This window comes from Agromyces cavernae, assembly GCF_021044935.1.
GTDB classification, from domain to species: Bacteria; Actinomycetota; Actinomycetes; order Actinomycetales; family Microbacteriaceae; genus Agromyces; species Agromyces cavernae.
This window is the reverse complement of the sequence record NZ_JAJNMP010000002.1, coordinates 102643-124457: the sequence shown is the minus strand read 5'-3', so window position 1 is coordinate 124457 and position 21815 is coordinate 102643. Positions and strand designations below refer to the sequence as shown.

Annotated in this window: 20 protein-coding genes; 4 read left to right on the top strand and 16 right to left on the bottom strand. The window is 69.2% G+C overall.

Features of this window, described 5'->3' with window-relative positions; genetic code table 11:
* Positions 1–49: 49 nt before the first annotated feature.
* The 4 genes from cydC to LQ757_RS06620 are packed head-to-tail and all read right to left on the bottom strand — an operon-like array spanning position 50 to position 5850.
* Positions 50–1786, bottom strand: a complete 1737-nt coding sequence (cydC, locus tag LQ757_RS06635) for a thiol reductant ABC exporter subunit CydC (RefSeq protein ID WP_231046445.1) — start codon at positions 1784–1786, stop codon at positions 50–52.
* Positions 1779–3419 carry a thiol reductant ABC exporter subunit CydD gene (gene cydD / locus LQ757_RS06630; protein ID WP_231046444.1) on the bottom strand — a complete coding sequence of 547 codons (1641 nt, stop codon included), beginning with the start codon at positions 3417–3419 and terminating at the stop codon, positions 1779–1781. Before cydD ends, cydC begins: the two co-directional genes overlap by 8 nt.
* A gap of 1 nt (position 3420) precedes the next feature.
* Complete coding sequence (cydB, locus tag LQ757_RS06625; RefSeq protein WP_231046443.1) at positions 3421–4425, bottom strand: cytochrome d ubiquinol oxidase subunit II; 1005 nt, start codon at positions 4423–4425, stop codon at positions 3421–3423.
* Between the two features lie 12 nt (positions 4426–4437).
* Positions 4438–5850, bottom strand: a complete 1413-nt coding sequence (locus tag LQ757_RS06620; protein ID WP_231046442.1) for a cytochrome ubiquinol oxidase subunit I — start codon at positions 5848–5850, stop codon at positions 4438–4440.
* A gap of 108 nt (positions 5851–5958) precedes the next feature.
* On the opposite strand from LQ757_RS06620, the gene LQ757_RS06615 reads away from it, so the two are divergent.
* The 3 genes from LQ757_RS06615 to LQ757_RS06605 are packed head-to-tail and all read left to right on the top strand — an operon-like array spanning position 5959 to position 8002.
* On the top strand, positions 5959–6333 hold the full coding sequence (locus tag LQ757_RS06615; protein WP_231046441.1) for a BlaI/MecI/CopY family transcriptional regulator: 375 nt from the start codon (positions 5959–5961) through the stop codon (positions 6331–6333).
* A gap of 2 nt (positions 6334–6335) precedes the next feature.
* Positions 6336–7172, top strand: a complete 837-nt coding sequence (locus LQ757_RS06610; protein WP_231046440.1) for a M56 family metallopeptidase — start codon at positions 6336–6338, stop codon at positions 7170–7172.
* A 59-nt stretch (positions 7173–7231) separates the two neighbouring features.
* Positions 7232–8002 (top strand): DedA family protein, encoded by a 771-nt coding sequence (locus LQ757_RS06605; RefSeq protein WP_231046439.1) that lies wholly within the window; start codon positions 7232–7234, stop codon positions 8000–8002.
* Here the strand turns inward: LQ757_RS06605 and LQ757_RS06600 are convergent.
* From LQ757_RS06600 to LQ757_RS06580, 5 genes are all read right to left on the bottom strand, one after another.
* Positions 7999–8922 carry an ABC transporter substrate-binding protein gene (locus LQ757_RS06600; protein ID WP_231046438.1) on the bottom strand — a complete coding sequence of 308 codons (924 nt, stop codon included), beginning with the start codon at positions 8920–8922 and terminating at the stop codon, positions 7999–8001. The two genes, LQ757_RS06605 and LQ757_RS06600, sit on opposite strands and share 4 nt — an antisense overlap.
* Entirely contained in the window at positions 8919–9662 is a 744-nt protein-coding gene (locus tag LQ757_RS06595; protein WP_231046437.1) for an ABC transporter permease, read from the bottom strand. Before LQ757_RS06595 ends, LQ757_RS06600 begins: the two co-directional genes overlap by 4 nt.
* Positions 9659–10348: an ABC transporter permease gene (locus tag LQ757_RS06590; protein WP_231046436.1), complete on the bottom strand. Its 690-nt coding sequence runs from the start codon at positions 10346–10348 to the stop codon at positions 9659–9661. The genes LQ757_RS06595 and LQ757_RS06590 overlap by 4 nt, the downstream gene beginning before the upstream one ends.
* Positions 10345–11157 (bottom strand): ABC transporter ATP-binding protein, encoded by an 813-nt coding sequence (locus tag LQ757_RS06585; RefSeq protein ID WP_231046435.1) that lies wholly within the window; start codon positions 11155–11157, stop codon positions 10345–10347. The genes LQ757_RS06590 and LQ757_RS06585 overlap by 4 nt, the downstream gene beginning before the upstream one ends.
* Positions 11158–11253: 96 nt before the next feature.
* Positions 11254–11916 (bottom strand): TetR/AcrR family transcriptional regulator, encoded by a 663-nt coding sequence (locus LQ757_RS06580; RefSeq protein WP_231046434.1) that lies wholly within the window; start codon positions 11914–11916, stop codon positions 11254–11256.
* 112 nt (positions 11917–12028) lie between these two features.
* On the opposite strand from LQ757_RS06580, the gene LQ757_RS06575 reads away from it, so the two are divergent.
* The gene (locus LQ757_RS06575; protein WP_231046433.1) at positions 12029–13087 is read left to right on the top strand and encodes an App1 family protein phosphatidate phosphatase; all 1059 of its coding nucleotides are present in this window, start codon (positions 12029–12031) and stop codon (positions 13085–13087) included.
* Here LQ757_RS06575 and LQ757_RS06570 read toward each other — a convergent pair.
* The 7 genes from LQ757_RS06570 to LQ757_RS06540 all read right to left on the bottom strand — a co-directional run bounded on the left by LQ757_RS06570 (position 13060) and on the right by LQ757_RS06540 (position 21798).
* On the bottom strand, positions 13060–14112 hold the full coding sequence (locus LQ757_RS06570) for a quinone-dependent dihydroorotate dehydrogenase (RefSeq protein WP_231046432.1): 1053 nt from the start codon (positions 14110–14112) through the stop codon (positions 13060–13062). The genes LQ757_RS06575 and LQ757_RS06570 overlap by 28 nt on opposite strands.
* Before the next feature lie 42 nt (positions 14113–14154).
* A complete protein-coding gene (gene nrdR / locus LQ757_RS06565; RefSeq protein WP_231046431.1) occupies positions 14155–14628 on the bottom strand; it encodes a transcriptional regulator NrdR in 474 nt (157 codons plus the stop codon).
* Between the two features lie 27 nt (positions 14629–14655).
* Positions 14656–15966 (bottom strand): histidinol dehydrogenase, encoded by a 1311-nt coding sequence (hisD, locus tag LQ757_RS06560; RefSeq protein WP_231046430.1) that lies wholly within the window; start codon positions 15964–15966, stop codon positions 14656–14658.
* Between the two features lie 47 nt (positions 15967–16013).
* On the bottom strand, positions 16014–19481 hold the full coding sequence (gene dnaE, locus LQ757_RS06555; RefSeq protein ID WP_231047310.1) for a DNA polymerase III subunit alpha: 3468 nt from the start codon (positions 19479–19481) through the stop codon (positions 16014–16016).
* Between the two features lie 103 nt (positions 19482–19584).
* Positions 19585–20505: an RluA family pseudouridine synthase gene (locus LQ757_RS06550; protein WP_231046429.1), complete on the bottom strand. Its 921-nt coding sequence runs from the start codon at positions 20503–20505 to the stop codon at positions 19585–19587.
* A complete protein-coding gene (gene lspA, locus LQ757_RS06545; RefSeq protein ID WP_231046428.1) occupies positions 20505–21134 on the bottom strand; it encodes a signal peptidase II in 630 nt (209 codons plus the stop codon). Before lspA ends, LQ757_RS06550 begins: the two co-directional genes overlap by 1 nt.
* Positions 21124–21798, bottom strand: a complete 675-nt coding sequence (locus LQ757_RS06540) for a DivIVA domain-containing protein (RefSeq protein ID WP_231046427.1) — start codon at positions 21796–21798, stop codon at positions 21124–21126. Before LQ757_RS06540 ends, lspA begins: the two co-directional genes overlap by 11 nt.
* Between the last annotated feature and the right edge of the window lie 17 nt (positions 21799–21815).

The following is a 21815-nucleotide window of genomic DNA, read 5'->3' as shown; positions in this document are numbered from 1 at the left end:
GCAGCGGCACCGCCTCGGATCGCGCCCGATGAGTGCCGTTGCGGTGAGGTTACCTGAGAGATTCGACGATGGGTAGGGGTGCTGCGTCGACGACACGACCGGCGTCGAGCGAGACGACCCGGTCGACGAGCCGTTCATCGACGCCCGCGTGGGCGATGAGCACCACCGAGCGGCCCGATCGGCTCGCCGCACCCGTGATGTCGCGGATGAGCGCGTCGGCGCGTGCGGGATCGACGCTCGCCGTCGGCTCATCGAGCACGAGGACCGGGAAGTCGGCGAGCAGGGCGCGGGCGAGGGCGATGCGCTGCGCCTGCCCACCCGACACGAGGTTGCCGCGCTCCCCCACCTGAGCGTCGAGCCCGCCACGCTCCTCGAGCCACTCGCCGAGCCCGACCCGGTCGAGCACCTCGCGCAGTTCGGTGTCGCTCGCAGTGTCCCTCGCGAACAGGAGGTTCTGGCGCACGTCCTCGTCGAACAGCCACGGACGCTGCTCGACCAGCCCGATGATGCGCCGCACGGCGCCGGGGTCGAGGCTCGACGCTTCGACGCCGCCGATGCGGTATGACCCCTCGTAGTCGAGGAACCGCACGAGCACGTGCGCGAGCGTGGTCTTGCCTGCGCCCGACGCGCCGCGCACGAGCACTCGCTCGCCCGGGGCGATCGAGAGGTCGACGCCCTCGAGTGCCGCCGGTCGCACGTCGACGACCTGGTCGTCGTCACCGGCGACCGCCGGCCAGTGCGCGCGGACGTCGCGCAGTTCGATCGCCGGCGTCGGATGTCCCGTCGGAGGCGTCCCTGGAGCGGCGGGAGGCACCGGGACGCCCGCCGGCACGTCGTCGGGCACGGCGCCGGCGACGCGAGCGGCGCTCGCTCGCGCGAGTCGCAGCGCGCCGGCGGCCAGGGGAATCGCCCCGGCCACCTCTGCGATCGCGAGCGGCACGAGGCACAGCACCGCGAATGTCGGCCCGTCGATGCGACCCGCTGCGAGCAGGGGCGCCGAGGCGCTGAGGCTCGCTGCCACGGCGATTCCGCCGACGGCGACCATCGCGGCAGAGGCGGCGCCACTCGCCACCGCCCGCGCCCGCGTCGCCTTCGCGAGCTTGGCCCCGATGGCGTCGATGCGCCGGCGGCCGGCCTCGGCCGCGTCGAACGCGACGAGCACGTCGAGCGATTGGGCGTGTTCGACGATCGCGCCCTGCAGTTCGCCGCGAAGCGGAGCGAGAGTCCGCTCGGCGTGGATCGCCGAGCGGCGCTGCACGAGCAGTGTCGCACCGATGCCGACGACGAGGCAGGTGAGCACCGCCCACCCCGATTCCGGGGCGATGAACGCGACGCCCACGACGGCGAGCACGAGGATGATCGCCGCGCTCACGACCGGTTGCACGACACGAAGGGGCACGTTCTGCAGCTCGTCGACGTCGTCGACGAAACGTGCGAGCAGGTCGCCGCGCCGACTTGCCGCGAGGCCATCGGGTGCGATCGGCACGAGGCGCTCGAAGACCCCGGCCCGGATCGTCGCGAGTTGTCGGAAGGATGCGTCATGCCCGGTCAGGCGTTCGAGGTAACGGAACGCCGCGCGCCCGAGCGCGAACGCCCGCACGCCCACGATGCCGAGTGAGAGGTAGAGCACCGGCGGCTGTTCCGCGGCGCGCGCGATGAGCCAGGCGGAGCAGGCGAGCAGCGCGATGCTCGACCCCGCCGAGCCGATGCCGAACAGCACCGACGGCAGCAGGCGCGAGAAGCGCGGAACCGCGCGGCGCAGCATCTCGGTCGTTCGATCAGACATGCGTCACCGCCAGGTCGATGCACCGGTCGGCGGACTCGACGATCGCGGTGCGGTGGGTGGTCACGAGCACGATGCGCCCATCGGCGGCGAGCTCACGCAGCCGTCGCCCGAGGCGCAGCTCACGATCCTCGTCCTGCGCCGACGCCGGTTCGTCGAGCAGCAGCAGCCGCCCGTCACGGGCGAGCAGGCGATGGATCGCCCGCGCGGTCGCGACTCGCTGCGCCTGGCCGCCGGAGAGTCCGGCACCCCCTGGTCCGAGCGCGCGTTCGGGGTCGAGCTCGACGTCGGCGAGGTCGAGGGCACGGGCGAGCAGTGCGAGATCGGCGCCTTCGTCGCCCAGCCGCACATTCGTCGCGATCGTGCCGGCCAGCAGTGCCGGCGTCTGACCCGCCCACGCGATCGCCGACCGGTCGAAGGGCTCGAACCGGCGACCGTCGAGCGTGATGTCGCCCGCGGCATCGGCGAAGCCGAGCAGCGCGGCGAACAGGCTCGACTTGCCCGAGCCGCTCTCGCCCGTGATGGCGACGACCTCGCCCGGACGCGCCTCCAGTCCGAATCCGTCGAGCACGACCCGCTCGCCGCGCCGCAGGGTGAGCCCCACGATCACGAGCCCGTCGGCGGGCGGCCCCGCGGTGGTCGAAGCGATGCGCTCCGCCCCGAAGGCACCGGAGTCACGGGGCTCGCGTGTCGCCGCCAGCAGGTCGAACGCATCGCTCGACGCCGTGACGCCCGCCGCCGATGCGTGGAAGGCGGCGCCGACGTTGCGCAACGGCAGGAACACCTCGGGCGCGAGCACGAGCACGAGCAGCCCCGCCACGAGGGCCATGTCACCCCCGACGAGCCGCAGCCCGATCGACACGGCGACGAGCGCGACCGAGAGGCTGGCGGCGAACTCGAGCGTGAAGCCCGAGAGGAAGGTGATGCGCAGCACCTTCATGGTGCGGGCGCGATAGTCGTCGGTGACCGTGCGGATGCGAGCGGCCTGCCGATCGGCACGGCCGAACGCGACGAGCGTCGAGATTCCGCCGACGACTTCGAGGAACCCTCTCGAGAGCGAGGCGAGGCTCTGCCACTGTCGCCGTTGCACGGCCTCGGTCGCCATTCCGATCAGCGCCATGAAGATCGGGATGAGCGGCAGCACGATCACGAGCACGAGGCCCGAGAGCGGATCGGCGATCCAGACCGTGACGATGAGCACGGGCGTCGCGATGACGGTGAGCACGAGCTGCGGCAGGTAGGTGCCGAAGTAGTCGTCGAGCGCGTCGAGCCCGGCCCCGAGCAACGTGGCGACGCGCGCGGTCGGAAAGCCGGGAACTCCGGTCGGCCTCGATTCGAGGGCGGTGAGCAACTCGGTGCGCAGTTCCGCCTTGACCCGCATGGCGCCCGACGAACCCACGAGGTCCCATGCCCATGCCGCAAGTGCGCGAACGGATGCCGCGGCCACGAGCATTCCGAGCAGCGGCCAGGCATGGGGCATCCGCATGCCGTCGATGAGTCCCGTGACGAGCGTCGCGAGCGTCCAGGCGAACGCGATGATCGCGCCGGCCTGGACGAAGGCGAGCGCACCGCCCGCGACGAGGAACGCGCGGGCGGACCGTGAGCGGCGGATGAGCCTCGGATCGAGCGGTTTCACGTCAGTGCACTGCCGCCTCGATCGATGCCCGCGTGACCCGCTTGCGGAACACCCAGTACGTCCAGCCCTGATAGGCGAGCACGAGCGGGAGGAACACGAGCGCCACCCAGCTCATGACCGTCAGCGTGTACGTCGAGCTCGACGCGTTGGCGATCGTCAGGCTGTTCGCGGGGTCGTTCGACGCCGGCATGACGTCGGGGAAGAGCGACGCGAACAGCGCGAACACGGCGGCGGCGACCGTGACCGCGAGGAGCGTGAATGCCACGCCCTCGGCACCGCGTGCATTCGCGAGCCAGCCTGCGATCAGGGCGACGGCGGCGACGGCGGCGAGGATCCAGAACCAGAGGCTGCCGTACGCGAGCCCGGTCCACACGAGGAACGCGGCGGCGACGACGATCGTGATGACGCCCGCCCGGGCGGCGAGGCGCCGGGCACGCTCGCGCAGGTCGCCCTCGGTCTTCAGCGAGACGAACACGACGCCGTGCGTGAAGAACAGCAGCAGGGTCGTGAGACCGCCGAGCAACGCGTAGGGGTTCAGCAGGTCGATGAGCGACCCCGTGAAGTTGTGGTCGGCGTCGAGCGGCACGCCCTGCACGATGTTCGCGAACGCGACGCCCCACAGCAAGGCCGGCACGGCCGAGCCCACGATGATCATGCGGTCGAACCACTGCTTCCACTGCGACTCGGGCCGCTGGTGCCGGTACTCGAACGAGACGCCGCGCGCGATGAGCGCGAGCAGGATGAGCAGGAGCGCGAGATAGAACCCCGAGAAGAGCGTGGCGTACCACTCGGGGAACGCGGCGAACAGCGCGGCGCCCGCGACGATGACCCAGGTCTCGTTGAGGTCCCAGATCGGCCCGATCGTGTTGATGAGCACGCGGCGATCGACGTCGTCCCTGCCGAGGAAGGGCAGCGACATTCCGACGCCGAAGTCGAAGCCGTCGAGCACGAAGTAGCCGACGAAGAGGAACGCGACGATCCAGAACCAGAGCACCGTGAGATCCATGTCCATTGCCTCCTAGTACACCGTTGCTGCGGGTTCGTGACGACCGGTCTCGGGGTCTGGCTCGCCGACCTCGGGTGGTCCCTTCTTGATGGCGCGGATCACGAGACGCACCTCGACGACCGCGAGCGCGCCGTAGATGAGCGTGAATGCGATGAGCGAGATGAGCACCTCGAGGCCGGTCACGTTCGGCGAGACGGCGGACTCGGTGAACATCTGGCTGAACACGATCCACGGCTGCCGCCCCATCTCGGTGAAGACCCAGCCCACGATCATGGCGGCGAGCGAGAGGGGGAAGCTCCAGATCGCGATCTTCCACACCCAGCGCTGCTTCGGCAGACGTCCCCTGCGGGTGAGCCACAGGCCGACGACGGCGACGAGCACGTGCGCCAGGCCGAGGCCGATCATCCAGCGGAACGACCAGTAGGTTACCCAGATGATCGGGGTGTAGTCGCCCGGCCCGAAGAGCTCCTGGTACTGCGCCTGCAGGTCGTTGATGCCCTCGACGCAACCATCGAAGGTGTGCGTCGAGAGGAATGACAGCAGGTACGGCACGCGGATCGAGAACAGCTCGGTCGAGCCGTCGGGGGTTCCGAGCGTGAAGATCGAGAACGAGGCATCCGCACCGCAGACGGTGTCGTACGTCGCCTCGGCTGCGGCCATCTTCATCGGCTGCGTCGCGACCATTGCAAGACTCAGCTGGTCGCCGAAGAGTGTGGTGAGCAGGCCCGAACCGACCATCACCCAGAGGCCGAACTTCAGGGCGGGCCGCATCGTGTCGAGGTGCTGGTTGCGCGCCAGGTGCCACGCCGCCGCGCTGATGACGAGGCCGGCGGCGACCATGAAGCTCGCCGCGATCGTGTGCGGGAACGCGGCGACGGCAACGGGGTTCGTGAGCAGGGCGCCGATATCGACGAGTTCGGCACGGCCCTTCTCCTCGTTGATCTGGAACCCGACCGGATTCTGCATGAACGCGTTCGCCGCGATGATGAAGTAGGCCGAGACGATCGACCCGATCGCCGTACACCAGATCGTCGCGAGGTGCAGGCCGCGGGGCAGCTTGTCCCAGCCGAAGATCCAGAGCCCGATGAACGTGGCCTCGAAGAAGAACGCGAGCAGGCCCTCGAGGGCGAGCGGCGCGCCGAACACGTCGCCGACGTACCGCGAGTACTCCGACCAGTTCATGCCGAACTGGAACTCCTGAACGATGCCGGTCACGACGCCCATCGCGAAGTTGATGAGGAAGATCCCGCCGAAGAACCGCGTGATCCGCAGGTACTCGGCCTTGCCGGTGCGGTACCAGGCGGTCTGGAATACCGCGGCGGTCGACGCGAGACCGATCGTGAGGGGAACGAACAGGAAGTGGTAGATGGTGGTGAGCCCGAATTGCCAGCGGGCGAGGAGCAGCGGGTCGAGCAGCTCGTTCACGGATGCCCCTTTCACGACCGCGGTCGTCGAGAATCGTTCTTCTACAGAGCGTAGAGCACTTCTCTACCGCGCGTAGAACACTTCTCTCGATGGCGATATTCTTGCTGTATGGCGAACCTCGGCGAACTGGAGCGATCCGTGATGGACGTGCTGTGGTCGAGCGACGCCGCACTCACCGCCAACGAGTTGCGGGACGCGCTCGCCGTGCGCGGCCGCGAGCCGGGCAAGGCCGTGGCCACGACCACAGTGCTGACGGTGCTGTCACGGCTCGAGCGCAAGGGATTCGTCAGCCGCGCGCGCGAGACCCGACCGCATCGGTACCACGCGCTGCTCTCACGTGAAGAGCACACGGCAGAGCTCATGCACGAGGTCCTCGACCGCTCGAGCGACCGCGACGCCGCCCTCGCCCGCTTCGTCGGCACCGTCAGCGACGGCGAGGCCGCCACGCTGCGCCGACTGCTCGACGAACTCGCACGCGGCTGACCGTGCTCGTCGCTGCGGTCCTGCTCGGAATCCTCGCCTTCGCGCTGGCGTGGCCGGTGCCAGTGGCCCTCGCACGCGCCGCGTGGCCTTCTCGCTCCCCCGCCCTCGCCCTCGCGCTCTGGCAGGCGATCGCCGTCGCGGGCGGGGTCTCGATGATCGGCAGCCTGCTGCTGTTCGGCGCCGCGCCCGCCGGATCACTGTTCGGCGCATGGACGGCACTCGTTCCCGCGATCTTCGCAGGTCCGATTCCTGCAGGGTTCGGCGTCGTGCAGCTTGCGGCCCTGACGCTCGCCGCCGGGCTCGCCGTGCACCTCGCACTCAACCTCGCTGTCACCGCAGTGCGTGCCGAGCGCGAGCGGCGTCGCCAGCACCACCTCATCGCATTGCTCGGCGACCCGATCCCCGGGCAACCCCGCACCCGGGTACTCGCACACCCGGTGCCGCTCGCCTACTGCGTGCCGGGCATCCGCACGGCGACCGTGCTCACCGACGGTCTGGTCGAGACGCTGCGCGCCGACGAGCTCGCCGCGGTGATCGCGCACGAGCGCACGCACCTCGACCAGCTGCATCATCTCGTACTCCTCGCCTTCCGTGCCTGGCACAGCGCGCTCCCCTGGTTCCCGATCGCGAATCGGGCCGAGCGCGCCGTCGCCCAGCTGACCGAGATGCTGGCCGACGACGGCGCGCGACATGCGACGGGCGACGACTCGGTCCGTCGCGCCATCATCCAGGTCGGCTCGGGCGGCGAGCCGGGTGCCTACGCCGACGCGGGCGGAGTGAGCCCCGACCTCGCGATGCTCGAGGCACGACTCGCTCGACTCGCGCCGTCGGTCTCGTAACCCTCGGAATCCCCCCACAGTGTGACGCGGTGCACCCGCGGCGTCGATACGCTCGAAGGATGAACGAGATCCTCACCTGGATCCTCGACACGGTCGAGAGCGTCGACCCGGTGATGCGCACCCTGCTCGCCGGCATCGGCATCATGCTCGAGACCTCGGTGCTCATCGGCCTCATCGTGCCGGGCGACACGATCGTGCTCGTCGCCTCGACCGCCGTCGACGGCATCGGCGAGTACTTCGCGCTCGCGTTCGCCGTCATCGCGGGCGCACTCATCGGCGAGAGCATCGGCTTCGCCCTCGGGCGATGGTTCGGCCCGCACATCCTGCATTCGCGGCTCGGCCGCAAGATCGGCGAAGATCACTGGCACCGTGCCCAGCGCTACCTCGACCGTCGCGGCGGGCCGGCGATCTTCATCTCGCGGTTCCTGCCGGTGCTGCACTCGCTCATTCCGCTCACCGTCGGCATGAGCACCATGCGATACCGGCGCTTCATCGCCTGGACCGTACCGGCCTGCGTCATCTGGGCGTTCGCCTATGTCACGGTCGGATCGCTCGCCGCCGGCAGCTACCGCGAGCTCAGCGACAGCCTGCACTGGGCCGGATACCTCTTCGTCGGCATCATCGCCGCCTTCATCCTCCTCGTGTGGGGCCTCAAGAAGCTGATCGTCCGCTCCGAGGCCAAGCACATGGCGGCGATCGATGACATCGGCCGGCTCGACGACGACTCGAGCGACGACCTCGACGACATCGACGACCTCGACGTCGGCTTCGACGAGGAAGGGTCGGATGCCGCAGCACCCGACCCCTCGAACCTCGACGCGGACCGCTAGAAGAGCGACTTCTCGGCGAGCCAGTCGGTCGCGATCTGCTCGGACGACTGCTGCTCGTCGACGCTGAGCGCGTTGAGCGCGACGAGGTCTTCGGCGGTGAGCGCGGCGCTCACCGTGTTGATGATCTCTGCGGCCTCGTCGGTCACCTTGTCACTGACGACCGGCACGACGTTCGAGGCGAGGAACAGCCCCTCGGGGTCTTCGAGCGTCACGAGGTCGCTCGACGCGATCGCCGGGTTCGCGCTGAAGATGTTCACGATCTGCACCTGGTCGTCCTGCAGCGCCTTGAGGGTGAGGGGGCCACCGCTGTCTTCGATCGGCGTGAACTCGACATCGACGCCGTAGACCTCCTTCAGCCCATCAGGACCGTACGGCCGTGTTGCAAGCTCGGAGTTCCCGCCGAGCGTGAGCGGCGTTGTGACGCTCGCGAGGTCCGCGAGACTCGTGACGCGGTTCGCGTCGGAGAACTCCTTGGTCACGTTGTACGAGTCCTGGTCGGTCGCGGGCGCCTGGTCGAGCACGCGCAGGCCCTCGGGCAGCGACGTCTCGAGCTCGGCGTAGACATCGTCGCTCGTCGTGGCCGTCGTGTCGGGCACGTAGTACTGCAACAGGTTGCCCGTGTACTCGGGGAACACGTCGATCGCACCGCTCTCGATCTCGGGCATGTACACCTCGCGCTGACCGATCCTGGGCTGGAGTTCGACCGTGAAGCCGTTCGCCTCGAGCGCCTGGGCGTAGATCTCGGCGATGATCTCGTTGGAGTAGTAGTCCTGCGAGCCGACGACGAGCGTCTCGCCCGAGGCATCGCCCGTGGATCCGCCGTCGAGCGGATCGCCCGACGCACACCCTGCCAGGGCCACTGTCGCCCCGACCGCGACCGCTGCGAGCGCAACGAGCCGGCCTCTTCCTGCTGTGATCATTCCTGATTCCCTTCGGTGATGGGTTGCCCCACGACCGCTCGCGACCGGGTCGGGCGTGAGCGGAGCTCTCTGGTACGGGATGCCCGCACTCCGGCGGGCACGACGAGGCGCTGCATGATCGCGAACAGGCCGTCGATGACGAGGGCGAGGATGATGACGAGGATCGAGCCGCCGAGCATCTCGGCGTAATCGCGGGTCCTCAGGCCCTGGAAGATGAATCGGCCGAAGCCTTCGTCGGCGATGTAGGCGGCGAGCGTCGCCGTGGCAATGATCTGCAGCGTGGCCGACCTGATGCCGCCCACGACGATCGGCAAACCGAGCGGCAGTTCGACCTTGCCCACGATCTGCGACTCGCGCATGCCCACGGCCCGGGCGGCATCGATCGTGCGCCGATCGACCGACTCGAAGCCCGCGTAGGCACCCGCGAGCAACGGCGGAACGGCCAGGATGACGAGCGCGATGACCGGCGCGGTGAGGCCGATGCCGAGCCAGATGCCGAAGAGCGTGAGCACGCCGAGCGTCGGCAGCGCGCGAAGCCCGCCCGAGACGCGGACTGCAGGCTCGCGGCCCCGACCGGTGTGGCCGATGAGCGCCCCGGTGGGGAGCGCGATCGCCGACGCGATCACCAGCACCACGGCGGTGATCGACACGTGCTCCCACAGTCGCTGCGGAATGCTGCCCGCCCCGCTCCAGTTGGCGGGATCGAGGATCCACGCGATGGCGTCGAACAAGAGGTTCATGCGGGATCGGCCTCGATCGAGCGAACGTCGGAGAGCGCAGGCCGCCGCGATCGCCGCGGGCTCGACCAGGGCATGAGCATCCTCCCGGTCAGGACGCACAGCCAGTCGAGGGCCAGCGCGAGCAGGATGGTCGCGACGATGCCCGTGATGATCTCGGCCTGGATGCCTCGCTGGAACCCGTCGGTGAAGAGGCTGCCGAGGCTCTGCACGCCGATCACCGCACCGACGGTCGCGAGGCTCACGGTGCTGACGACGACGACTCGCAGCCCAGAGAGGAGCACGGGCCCGGCGAGCGGCAGTTCGACCCCCCAGAATCGACCCGCCGCCGAGTACCCCATCGCGGTCGCCGACTGCCGCACCTCGGGTTGGACCGAGTCGAAGGCATCGGCGGCCGTGCGCACGATGACGGCGATGCCGTAGAGCGTGAGCGCGATGACGAGGTTCACGGGCGACCGTAGGCCCAGACCCGTGATCGGCGGGAGCGCGACGAACAACGCCAGCGACGGAATCGCGTAGAGCAGTGCGCACAGCGACAGCAGCACGCCCCGTGACCACCGGTAGCGGTGCGCGAGCCACCCGATCGGGACTGAGATCACGAGACTCAGTATGATCGCCGGCACTGACAACGCCAGGTGCACGAGGATCAGTTCGCCGACCAGGTCGAGGTTCGACCAGAGCCAGGTCACGAGGCGAGCACTCCCGCTGCACGGCCATCGCCGTCGAACACGACCCGCCGACCCCCGACCTCGGTCACGTGGAGCGCACGCTTGCCGCGGTCGGCGCCGACGAACTCGGCGACGAAGTCATCGGCTGGGTTCGCGAGGATCTCGGTCGGCGAGGCGGCCTGGGAGATCTTGCCGCCGTGCCGCATGATCACGACCTGGTCGCCGAGCAGGAACGCCTCGTCGATGTCGTGCGTGACGAAGACCACCGTCTTGCCGAGCTCGCCCTGCAATCGCAGCAGCTCCTGTTGCAGCTCGGCGCGCACGATCGGGTCGACGGCGCCGAAGGGTTCGTCCATGAGCAGGATGTTCGGATCGACCGCGAGACCTCGCGCGACACCCACACGCTGCTGCTGCCCCCCTGAGAGTTGGCTCGGGTATCGATCGGCGAGCGATCGGTCGAGGCCGACGGTGTCGAGCAGCTCGAGGGCACGGGCATGTGCGTCGCGCCTGCGCTCGCCGCGCAGCAGCGGCACGGTCGCGACGTTGTCGATCACGGTGCGGTGCGGCAGGAGTCCCGAGTTCTGCATCACGTAGCCGATGCTGCGACGAAGCGCGACCGGTTCGCGGGTCGCGACGTCGGTGCCGTCGATCAGCACATGTCCCGACGTCGGGTCGACCATGCGGTTGATCATGCGGAGCAGCGTGGTCTTGCCCGAGCCCGACGAGCCCACGAGCACCGTCGTCTTGCGAGGCGGGATGACGATGTCGACGTCGGCCACGGCGAGCGTGCCGTCGGGGAACCTCTTGGACACGCCTCGGAACTCGATCATGCTGCCTCAATCCACGTCGTCGACGTTCGCTCGAACGGCGGATTCCAGCCAAACACCATTCGCGCGCCGAGGCAACGCACGAAGGGCGGCGCGTCGTCAGGCCGCGTGGTGCTCGGCGCGCGCCTCGCCGAGGTGCTCGGCGAGGTAGTCGTGCACGAGGCGGCGGGCCTCTTCGATGTAGCGCTCGTCGCCCGACCCGTCGCGCTCGAATGCCCGATTGATCAAGGCGCCCCCGAACTCCATTGCGACGCCGAGCCTGAACCGCAGTTCGGCCTGGTCGACGTCACCGCCGAACTCCGCTTCGATCAGGCGGGCCATGCGGTGCGCCAACTCGGGTTCGATGTCGTCCTCGGCGAGCTCGCGCTGGGCGGCGTGCACGACGCTGAAGCCCGGTTCATCGCGGTACATCTCGGCGCTCACCTCGATCGAGACATCGATGACCGACCACCACGTCTCGAGATCGGCGCGTTCGAGCTCGTCGGCGACGCGTTCGCGGAACCTGCGCACCGAGCGCTCGCGCAGGGCGTGCAGCACCGCCACGCGGTCGGGAAAGTACCGGTAGACGGTGCCGATCGACGCTCCTGCACGCTCAGCGACCATCTGCGTCGTCAGCCGCTCGAACGTGTACTCGTCGACGATCTCGGCCGCAGCGTCGAGCAGCGCGTCGAGCCGCTGACTGCTGCGTCGCTGGGTCGGCTCGGTTCGGACAGCCCGCTTGCGGCCAGGATCGGCCCCAAGGATCAGGTCGACGTTGGACACGAAACCTCCTCAGTTGTGGCTTCATCCTACTCGGAGGCGCCGAGGGCTCCGAACACACGCGCGGTCATCGGCGGTTTCGCGACCCGACACGCCCTCATGACAGACTGAGTGGATGCCGGCGAGCACCCCGAACCCGACCGGATCCCCCGAGCCCCAGGTACGTCACCGTGCTGCGCGCATCGAAGACTGGATCCACGACATCAGGGAACGCTGGGCACGTCGGCGCGGTCACGTCCCGACCGTCGTTCCGTACACGGGATACGGGTCGACCGAGTGGGTGCGCGTCTTCTGCCGGGTGCTGCTGAGCCGCCCCGTGGCGCCCGACGAGCGGTCGAACCGCCGTCGGCGACGCGGCGAACAGGGCATCCGCGGCTGGCGCAGCTTCACGAGCGTTCCGGTCGGGGACGTGCCCGTGGTCATAGAGATCGGCGGTGAACGCATCGAGGTGCTCGCCGATCGCGGGGGCGTCGTCGACACCCGCATTCCCGTGGCGCTCACCCCGGGTTGGCACGAGGCCCGGCTCCACACCGAGGGTTCGCAGGTCGCCGGTGCCCCGATCCGCATCGTCGGACCCGACGTCGACTTCGGCATCATCTCCGACGTCGACGACACCGTCATGGTGACCGCGCTGCCGCGACCCCTGCTGGCCTTCTGGAACACCTTCGTGCTCGACGAGCACGCCCGCATCCCAACCCCCGGGATGGCCGTGCTCTTCGAGCGACTCGCCCGCGCACATCCCGGCTCGCCGGTGATCTACCTCTCGACGGGCGCGTGGAACGTCGCGCCGACGCTCACGCGGTTCCTCTCGCGCAACCTCTACCCGGCGGGTCCGCTGCTCCTCACCGACTGGGGCCCCACGCACGACCGATGGTTCCGCAGCGGTCGTGCGCACAAGGAGGAGAACCTCCGTCGGCTCGCCCTCGAGTTCCCCGGCATGCGGTGGCTGCTCATCGGCGACGACGGGCAGCACGATGAGGAACTGTATGCGCGCTTCGCCGCCGAGCATCCCGATCGGGTCGCGGCGGTCGCGATCCGGCGGCTCTCGACGGGTGAGGCGGTGCTCGCCGGCGGGCGCACGAAGGCGGAACAGCACGGTGCCGACGTGCCGTGGGTGTCGGCGAGCGACGGTTCGCGGATCGCCGATCAGCTCGCCGAGGCCGAAGTGCTCTGACTCCGAAGCCGGCGCAGCCCCCGGTTGATGTGCCGCGCCCACAGCGGGCCGCGGTAGATGAAGGCGGTGTAGCCCTGCACGAGGGTGGCGCCCGCGTCGAGCCGCTCCTGCACGTCGGCCGCGGTCTCGATGCCGCCGACCGAGATCACGCAGAGCTCTGCCGGCACGTTGGCGCGCACGATGCGGAGCACGTCGAGCGATCGCTCCGCGAGCGGCGCTCCCGAGAGCCCTCCTGCGCCGATGCCCGCGACGATGGATGCCGCTTCACGGAGCCCCTCGCGCGAGATCGTCGTGTTCGTCGCGATGATGCCGTCGAGCCCGAGCCGCACCACGAGCTCGCAGATCCGCACGACCTCGGCGTCGTCGAGGTCGGGCGCGATCTTCACGAGCAGCGGTGTCGTGCCCGCCACCGCACGCACGGCCTCGAGCAGCGGGGCGAGCGCGTCGAGCTCTTGAAGGCCGCGCAACCCGGGCGTGTTCGGGGAGCTCACGTTCACCACGAGGTAGTCGGCGTACGGCGCGAGCAGGCGTGCGCTGCGCTCGTAGTCGGCGACGGCGTCGTCGACCGCGGTCACGCGGCTCTTGCCGATGTTGATGCCGAGCACCGGCCGATGCGTGCGGCGCGCGAGCCGCGAAAGACGCCCGGCAGCGGCATCCGCACCGCCGTTGTTGAAGCCCATGCGATTGATGAGTGCTCGATCGCCGACCAGGCGGAACAGCCTCGGCGCCGGGTTGCCGGGCTGCGCGATCGCGGTCAGGGTTCCGACCTCGACGTGGCCGAAGCCGAGGTTGCCGAGGCCCCGCACGGCGTAGCCGTCTTTGTCGAAGCCGGCGGCGACGCCGAACGGCGACGGGAACGTGAGGCCCAGGGTCTCGACCGCCTGCGAGGGATCGGGGCCCGTGAATCGCTCGACGAGCCTGCCGATGCCGAGCGTCGGGAGGGCACGGATGAATCGGAACGCGAGGTGGTGGGCCGCTTCGGGGTCCATTCGGGACAGGAACGCGGAGAAGAGGAGTCGGTACATGCCGGACTCAGGTTATCGGAGCCGTCGGGGCTGACGCGTCGCTCACTCGACGGGCCGCGCGGGAAGCCGGCCATGCTCGGCGCGCAGCTGCTCGATCGCGCCCTCGAAGTCGTCGAGCGAATCGAAGGCCTGGTACACGCTCGCGAACCGCAGGTACGCGACCTCGTCGAGCTCGCGCAGCGGTGGGAGGATCGCCAGCCCGATGTCGTTCGCCTCGATCTGCGAGGCACCCGTCGACCTGATGGTCTCTTCGACCTTCTGGGCGAGCACCGCGAGGTCGGAATCGGTGACCGGGCGGCCCTGGCAGGCCTTCTTCACGCCCAGCACGACCTTCTCGCGGCTGAACGGCTCGATGACGCCGCTGCGCTTGATGACCGCGAGACTCGCCGTCTCGGTCGTCGAGAACCGCCGGCCGCACTCGGGGCACTGTCGACGTCGCCGGATCGAGAGCCCGTCGTCGCTCGTACGGGAGTCGATGACACGGGAATCCGGGTGGCGGCAGAACGGGCAGTACATGGTGCCCCCAAGCCTAGTGGCGGGCGGTCAGGCGCGGTCGAACCGCGACCTGACCGCTTCGCCGTGGGCGGGCAGGTCTTCCTCGGCCGAGAGCGCGGCGATCACCGGCGCGACCTCGCGCAACGCCGCCTCGTCATAGCGCACGACCTGCTGCGGGCGCAGGAAGGTGGCCGCCGAGAGCCCGGCTGCGTAGCGGGCCTGCCCGCCCGTGGGCAGCACGTGGTTCGAGCCGGCGGCGTAGTCGCCGAGGCTCACCGGCGAGTACGGCCCGACGAAGATGGCGCCGGCGTTGTCGATGCGGGCGAGCACCGCCTCGGTGTCGAGCACCTGGATCTCGAGGTGCTCGGGGCCGAAGGCGTTGGCGAAGTCGGCAGCCTGCTCGAGATCGTCGACGAGCACGACCGCCGACTGCACGCCCTCGACGGACGTGCGCACACGAGCCGAGTGCTTCGTTGCGGCCACTCGAACCTCGAGTCGCTCGATGACGCGAGCAGCGAACGCCGGCGAGTCGGTGACGAGCACGGCTGCCGCGAGCTCGTCGTGCTCGGCCTGGCTCACGAGGTCGGCGGCGACGAAATCGGCGTCTGCCGAATCATCGGCGATGACGAGGATGTCGGTGGGTCCGGCCTCGGCGTCGATGCCGGTCACGCCCTGCACGAGCCGCTTGGCCGCGGCCACGTAGACGTTGCCCGGGCCGGTGACCCGCTGCACGGGATCGAGCCCGAGGCTCGGTACGCCGTATGCGAAGGCGCCGATCGCTCCGGCACCGCCCATGGCGTACACCTCGGTGATGCCGAGGAGCGCGGCGACACCCGCGACGGTGGGGTGCACTCGCCCCCCGAACGCCGCCTGCGGCGGCGAGGCGAGCGCGATCGACCGTACGCCGGCGACCTGGGCCGGGACGACGTTCATCACGACGCTCGACGGGTAGACGGCCTTGCCGCCCGGCACGTAGAGGCCCACGCGGCCGACGGGCGTCCAGCGCTGTTCGATGACGGCACCGTCGCCGAGCACGGTGCGCTCGGGGGCGGGGACCTGCGCGGAACTCGCCGCGCGAACCCGTTCGATGGTGCGCTCGATCGCGTCGCGGATCGCGGGGGCGAGCTCATCGCGCGCACGCTCGAGCTCGTCGGCGGGCACCCGAAGGTGCGGCGGGCGCACCCTGTCGAGTCGCTCAGCCTGCTCGATGAGCGCGGCCTCGCCGTGCTCGCGCACCGCCTCGATCAACCCGCGTGCGGGCTCGAGCGCCGCCGAGACATCGGTCGCGGCGCGCGGCACGAGGGCGAGCAGCTCGCTCGGCGATGGACGGGTTGCGCGCAGGTCGATCGTTCTCAGCATGACCGCTCCAGCCTATCGATCGGCCCGGCGCCACGCGCTCGGGCACGTCACACGAGGCAGTTCGGCCCGAGCAGGCTCTTCAACTCACCGTAGAAGTCGGCAGTGACGCGCACCGGGTACGGCAACTCGAACACGCGCGCCGTGCGCCCGCGGATGAGCCGGAGCCGGACCTCGGTGTCGCCGGCGTGACGGATCAGCACGTCGCTGAGCGCGGTGATGGTGTCGGTTGTCGCACGAGTGTCGGGCAGCGAGATGACGACCGGACCCGACTCATCGCCCTGCCCCAGCTCGGGCGTGAACACGCTGAACGCGTGCAGATTCATGCCGTCGTCGCGCATGCTCACACGTCCGCGGACGACCGCGATCGAGTCGGCCTGCAGCCCGGGGGCGAATTCCTGGTACGCCTTGCCCATGAACATGACGGTGATCTCGCCGGAGAAGTCCTCGACCTGGATCATGCCGTACTGGTTGCCCGAGGCCTTCGCGATGCGGTGCTGCACGCTCGTGACGAGCCCCGCGATCGTCACCGTGTCGCCGTCTTGTGTCGCATCGGAGCCCATGAGGTCGGTGATCGTCGTCGAGGCGTGCTTCGCGAGCGGCACCTCGAGTCCGGCGAGCGGATGGTCGGAGACGTAGAGCCCGAGCATCTCGCGCTCGAAGGCGAGCTTGTCGCGCTTCGACCACTCTGGTCGGTCGGGCACGAGCGACACCGGGTGCGCGTCGACCTCGGCGAGCAGCGAGTCGAAGTCGAAGCCCGCCTGCCCGGTCGCCTCCACGCGCTTCTCACCGACGGCGGACTCGACGGCACCCTCATGGATCTCGACGAGCGCGCGGCGGGTGGCTCCGAGCGAGTCGAACGCCCCGGCCTTGATGAGCGACTCGACGGTGCGCTTGTTCGCGACCTGCAGCGGCGACTTCTTCAGGAAGTCGTGGAAGGACTCGAAGCGACCCTTCTCTTCGCGGGCCGCACGTATCGCGTCGACGACGTTGAACCCGACGTTGCGCACGGCGCCGAGGCCGAACCGGATGTCGTCACCGACGGCCGCGAAGAAACCGATCGACTCGTTCACGTCGGGCGGCAGCACCTTGATGCCCATGCGGCGGCACTCGTTGAGATAGAGCGCGAGCTTGTCGCGGGCATCACCGACCGACGTGAGCAGTGCGGCCATGTACTCGGCCGGGAAGTGCGCCTTGAGGTATGCCGTCCAGTAGCTGAGCACGCCGTATGCGGCCGAGTGCGCCTTGTTGAACGCGTAGTCGGAGAACGGAAGCAGGATCTCCCAGAGCTTCTCGATCGCAGCATCCGAATACCCGTTGGCCTTCATGCCGCCCGAGAACCCCTCGTACTGCTTGTCGAGTTCGGACTTCTTCTTCTTGCCCATCGCGCGGCGCAGGATGTCGGCCTGACCGAGTGAGAAGCCCGCGACGCGCTGGGCGATCGCCATGACCTGCTCCTGATAGATGATCAGGCCGTAGCTGGTGTCGAGGATGTCCTTCAGCGACTCCTCGAACTCGGCGTGGATGGGCGTGATCTCCTGCAGCCGATTCTTGCGCAGCGCGTAGTTCGTGTGCGAGTTCGCGCCCATGGGGCCCGGGCGGTACAGCGCGATGACAGCCGAGATGTCCTCGAAGTTGTCGGGCTTCATGAGCCGCAGGAGCGATCGCATCGGCCCGCCGTCGAGCTGGAAGACACCGAGCGTGTCGCCGCGCGACAGCAGCGCGTAGGCCTCGGCGTCGTCGAGGTCGAGGTCTTCGAGCACGGGCCGGAACCCGCGGTTGGCCTCGATGTTGTCGAGCGCATCGTCGATGATCGTGAGGTTGCGGAGCCCGAGGAAGTCCATCTTGATGAGCCCGAGCGACTCGCAGGCGGGATAGTCGAACTGCGTGACGATCTGTCCGTCTTGTTCGCGCTTCATGATCGGGATGATGTCGAGGAGCGGGTCGCTCGACATGATGACGCCCGCGGCGTGGACGCCCCACTGGCGCTTCAGGTTCTCGAGGCCCAGCGCGGTCTCGAAGACCGTCTTCGCCTCGGCGTCGGTCTCGATGAGGGCACGGATGTCGCCGGCCTCTTTGAAGCGCGGATGGTTCTTGTCGAGGATCCCGGTCAGCGGGATGTCTTTTCCCATGACGGCCGGCGGCATCGCCTTCGTCAGCTTCTCGCCCATCGAGAACGGGAACCCGAGCACGCGACCCGAATCCTTCAGCGCCTGCTTGGCCTTGATCGTGCCGTAGGTCACGATCTGGGCGACGCGCTCGTCGCCGTACTTGTCGGTGACGTACTTGATGACCTCGCCGCGACGACGCTCGTCGAAGTCGACGTCGAAGTCGGGCATCGACACGCGGTCGGGGTTCAGGAAGCGCTCGAAGATGAGCCCGTGCTGCAGCGGGTCGAGGTCGGTGATGCGCATCGCATAGGCGGCCATCGAGCCGGCGCCGGAGCCACGGCCGGGGCCGACCCGGATGCCGTTGTTCTTCGACCAGTTGATGAAGTCGGCGACCACGAGGAAGTAGCCCGGGAACCCCATCTGCAGGATGACGCCGACCTCGTAGTCGGCCTGCTTGCGCACGTCGGCGGGGACGCCGTTCGGGTAGCGCACCTCGAGGCCGCGGTCGACCTCCTTGACGAACCAGGTGTCTTCGGTCTCGCCCTCGGGCACGGGGAACCGCGGCATGTAGTTGGCGTTCGTATTGAACGCGACGTCGCACCGCTCGGCGATGAGCAGCGTGTTGTCGCACGCCTCAGGATGGTCGCGGAACACGTGCCGCATCTCGGCAGCGGTCTTGAGGTAGAACTCGTCGGCGTCGAACTTGAACCGGTTCGGGTCGTCGAGCGTCGAGCCCGACTGCACGCACAGCAGCGCCGCGTGGCTCTTGGCATCGTGCGCGTGCGTGTAGTGCAGGTCGTTGGTGGCGACCAGCGGCAGATCGAGCTCGTTCGCGAGGCGCAGCAGGTCGCCCATGATGCGCTTCTCGATGCCGAGCCCGTGATCCATGATCTCGACGAAGTAGTTGTCGCGCCCGAAGATGTCGCGGTAGTCGGATGCCGCTTTCAGGGCTTCGTCGTACTGCCCGAGCCGCAGGCGCGTCTGCACCTCGCCCGAGGGGCATCCGGTCGTCGCGATCAGCCCGTCGGAATATTGCGACAGCAACTCGCGATCCATGCGCGGCTTGAAGTAATAGCCTTCGATCGACGCCCTGCTCGAGAGGCGGAACAGGTTGTGCATGCCCGCTGTCGATTCGGACAGCAGCGTCATGTGGGTGTATGCACCGGAGCCGGACACATCGTCGCCGCCGCCGGAACCCCAGCGAACGCGGGTCTTGTCGCCGCGGTGCGTGCCGGGCGTGATGTACGCCTCGGTGCCGATGATCGGCTTGATGCCGGCGTCGGTCGCCTGCTTCCAGAAGTCGTATGCGCCGAACACGTTGCCGTGGTCGGTGACCGCGACCGCGGGCATTCCCTGGTCTTTCGCGGCCTGGATGAGCTCGCCCACCCTGGCCGCGCCGTCGAGCATCGAGTACTCGCTGTGCACATGCAGGTGGACGAAGGAATCGGCGGCCACGGAGCTCCTCACAGGGGGTTCGACGGGACTTCCAGTCTAGGGTCGACCGCCCACGCTAGTCCCCGCGCAACAGCTCGAGCGCCGCGGCGAGATCGGCCGGGTAGTCGGACTCGAATGTGGTCCACTCCCCCGTGCCCGGGTGCGTGAGCGAGAGCTCCTTCGCGTGCAGCCACTGCCGCTCGAGCCCCAGCCTGGCCGACAGGGTCGGGTCGGCGCCGTACATCGCGTCGCCGGCGCACGGATGCCGCTGCGCCGCCATGTGCACCCGGATCTGGTGCGTGCGTCCGGTCTCGAGATGCACCTCGAGGAGCGAGGCGTACGGGAACGCCTCGAGGGTCTCGTAGTGGGTGACCGCGTGCTTGCCGTCGGCGGTGACGGCGAACTTCCACTCCGACCGCGGGTGACGCCCGACCGGCGCGTCGATCGTGCCGGCGAGCGGATCGGGATGCCCCTGCACGACCGTGTGGTAGATCTTCTCGACTTCGCGGTCGTGGAACTGGCGCTTCAGGTCGGTGTAGGCGCGCTCGGACTTCGCGACGACCATGAGCCCGCTCGTGCCGGCGTCGAGCCGGTGCACGACGCCCTGTCGTTCGGGAGCGCCCGACGTCGAGATCCGGAACCCGGCGGCGGCCAGTGCACCCACGACCGTCGGCCCGTGCCAGCCGAGCGAGGGATGCGCGGCCACGCCGGCCGGCTTGTCGACGACGACGAGATCGTCGTCGTCGTGCACGATGCCGAGCTCGGGCACGGCGATCGGCTCGATCTCGAGGGTGCGCGGCGGCTCCCAGCTCACCTCGAGCCAGCTTCCGGCGCGCAACCGGTCGGACTTGTCGACGGATGACCCGTCGACGAGGACCCCGCCGGCGGACGCGATCTCGGCCGCGAGCGTGCGTGAGAAGCCGAGCAGCTTCGCGAGCCCCGCATCGACGCGCGTTCCGTCGAGCCCGTCGGGGACGGGAAGGGACCGATGCTCCATCAGGCCTCGGTCGCGAGTTGCGGATTCGCCGTCGGTGCGGGGCCGTCGCCCGGGGCCGCGTCGCCCGCGGGCTTCGTTCCGTCGGCGGCATCGGCCGGGTTCTTCGCCGCCCTGACCTCGCGCGTTCCGTCGAGTCCGACGCCGCGGATCGTGAGGATCATGAACAGCACCATGCTCGAGACGATGGCGATGTCGGCGATGTTGTAGATCGCGGGAAGGAGCCACGGCGTCGCGATGAAGTCGACCACATGGCCGAGGCCGAAGCTCGGCTCGCGGAACAGCCGATCGGTGAGGTTCCCGAGCACGCCGCCGAGCAGGAGCCCGAACACGAGGGCCCACGCGACCGAGTGGATGCGCCGCGCGAACCACACGATGAAGGTGATCACGCCCGCGGCGAGGATCGTGAAGATCCAGGTCATGCCGCTCGCGAGCGAGAAGGCGGCACCCGGATTGCGAACGAATTGCCACTGCAGCACGCTGCCCAGCACCGGAACGATCTCACCCTCGGTGAGGTTCGTGACGACGAGGTATTTGCTCAACTGGTCGAGGCCGTACGCCGCGATCGCGGCGCCGGCCAGGACCAGAAGCGCAGTTGTGGTGCCGACCTTGGCGGCGCGCTCAGCCTCCAAAGCCCTGGAAGGTCGGAGCAGGCTGCTCGGCGGGGGCCGAGAAGCCCTGGTTGCCCGAGACCGAGACCGGCGCGGCGGTGTCGAGCTCGCGCAGCTGGCCCTCGATGTAGCTCTTCAGCTTCTGGCGGTAGTCGCGCTCGAACGCACGGAGCTCGTCGACGCGCTTCTCGAGCGACAGGCGCTCCTGGTCGAGGATGCCCATCTGCTGGCGCTGCTTCGCCTCGGCCTCGGCGACGACGCGCGCGGCGGTGGCGTGGCCCTCGGCGATGAGCGCGTCGCGCTTCTCGACGCCTTCGCGAACATGCTCTTCGTGCAGGCGCCGGGCGAGCTGCAGCAGGTTGGTGGTCGACGTCTGCTCGTCGAGCTCGGACTGCGCCTGGCCGACCTGCGTCGGCACGGCCACGGTGGGCGGCGGCGAAGCGGGCTCGGCGTAGACCGCAGCGGGCGTCGGAGCGGGAACTGCCGCGGGCGCCGCCGCGGACTCGGACGCCCGCGCCTCGGCTGCCGCCACGCGCTGGCGCAGCTCGTCGTTCTCTTGGTTCAACCGGCGCAGCTCGACGACCACTTCGTCGAGGAAGTCATCGACCTCATCCTGGTCGTAGCCCTCCCGGAACTTCGTCGCCTGGAAGCGCTTGTTGACCACATCTTCCGGAGTTAGCGCCATGGCTTCCCACCCTCAAA

What these genes read in the sequence shown, in the direction of transcription:
- LQ757_RS06550 (WP_231046429.1), bottom strand. Translation starts at nt 20,505, where the DNA reads ATGGAGCATCGGTCCCTTCCCGTCCCCGACGGGCTCGACGGAACGCGC.
- LQ757_RS06540 (WP_231046427.1), bottom strand. Translation starts at nt 21,798, where the DNA reads ATGGCGCTAACTCCGGAAGATGTGGTCAACAAGCGCTTCCAGGCGACG.
- dnaE (WP_231047310.1), bottom strand. Translation starts at nt 19,481, where the DNA reads ATGCTCGACGGCGCGGCCAGGGTGGGCGAGCTCATCCAGGCCGCGAAA.
- LQ757_RS06570 (WP_231046432.1), bottom strand. Translation starts at nt 14,112, where the DNA reads ATGTACCGACTCCTCTTCTCCGCGTTCCTGTCCCGAATGGACCCCGAA.
- LQ757_RS06575 (WP_231046433.1), top strand. Translation starts at nt 12,029, where the DNA reads ATGCCGGCGAGCACCCCGAACCCGACCGGATCCCCCGAGCCCCAGGTA.
- cydB (WP_231046443.1), bottom strand. Translation starts at nt 4,425, where the DNA reads ATGGATCTCACGGTGCTCTGGTTCTGGATCGTCGCGTTCCTCTTCGTC.
- LQ757_RS06585 (WP_231046435.1), bottom strand. Translation starts at nt 11,157, where the DNA reads ATGATCGAGTTCCGAGGCGTGTCCAAGAGGTTCCCCGACGGCACGCTC.
- LQ757_RS06605 (WP_231046439.1), top strand. Translation starts at nt 7,232, where the DNA reads ATGAACGAGATCCTCACCTGGATCCTCGACACGGTCGAGAGCGTCGAC.
- LQ757_RS06595 (WP_231046437.1), bottom strand. Translation starts at nt 9,662, where the DNA reads ATGAACCTCTTGTTCGACGCCATCGCGTGGATCCTCGATCCCGCCAAC.
- nrdR (WP_231046431.1), bottom strand. Translation starts at nt 14,628, where the DNA reads ATGTACTGCCCGTTCTGCCGCCACCCGGATTCCCGTGTCATCGACTCC.
- LQ757_RS06600 (WP_231046438.1), bottom strand. Translation starts at nt 8,922, where the DNA reads ATGATCACAGCAGGAAGAGGCCGGCTCGTTGCGCTCGCAGCGGTCGCG.
- cydC (WP_231046445.1), bottom strand. Translation starts at nt 1,786, where the DNA reads ATGTCTGATCGAACGACCGAGATGCTGCGCCGCGCGGTTCCGCGCTTC.
- hisD (WP_231046430.1), bottom strand. Translation starts at nt 15,966, where the DNA reads ATGCTGAGAACGATCGACCTGCGCGCAACCCGTCCATCGCCGAGCGAG.
- LQ757_RS06615 (WP_231046441.1), top strand. Translation starts at nt 5,959, where the DNA reads ATGGCGAACCTCGGCGAACTGGAGCGATCCGTGATGGACGTGCTGTGG.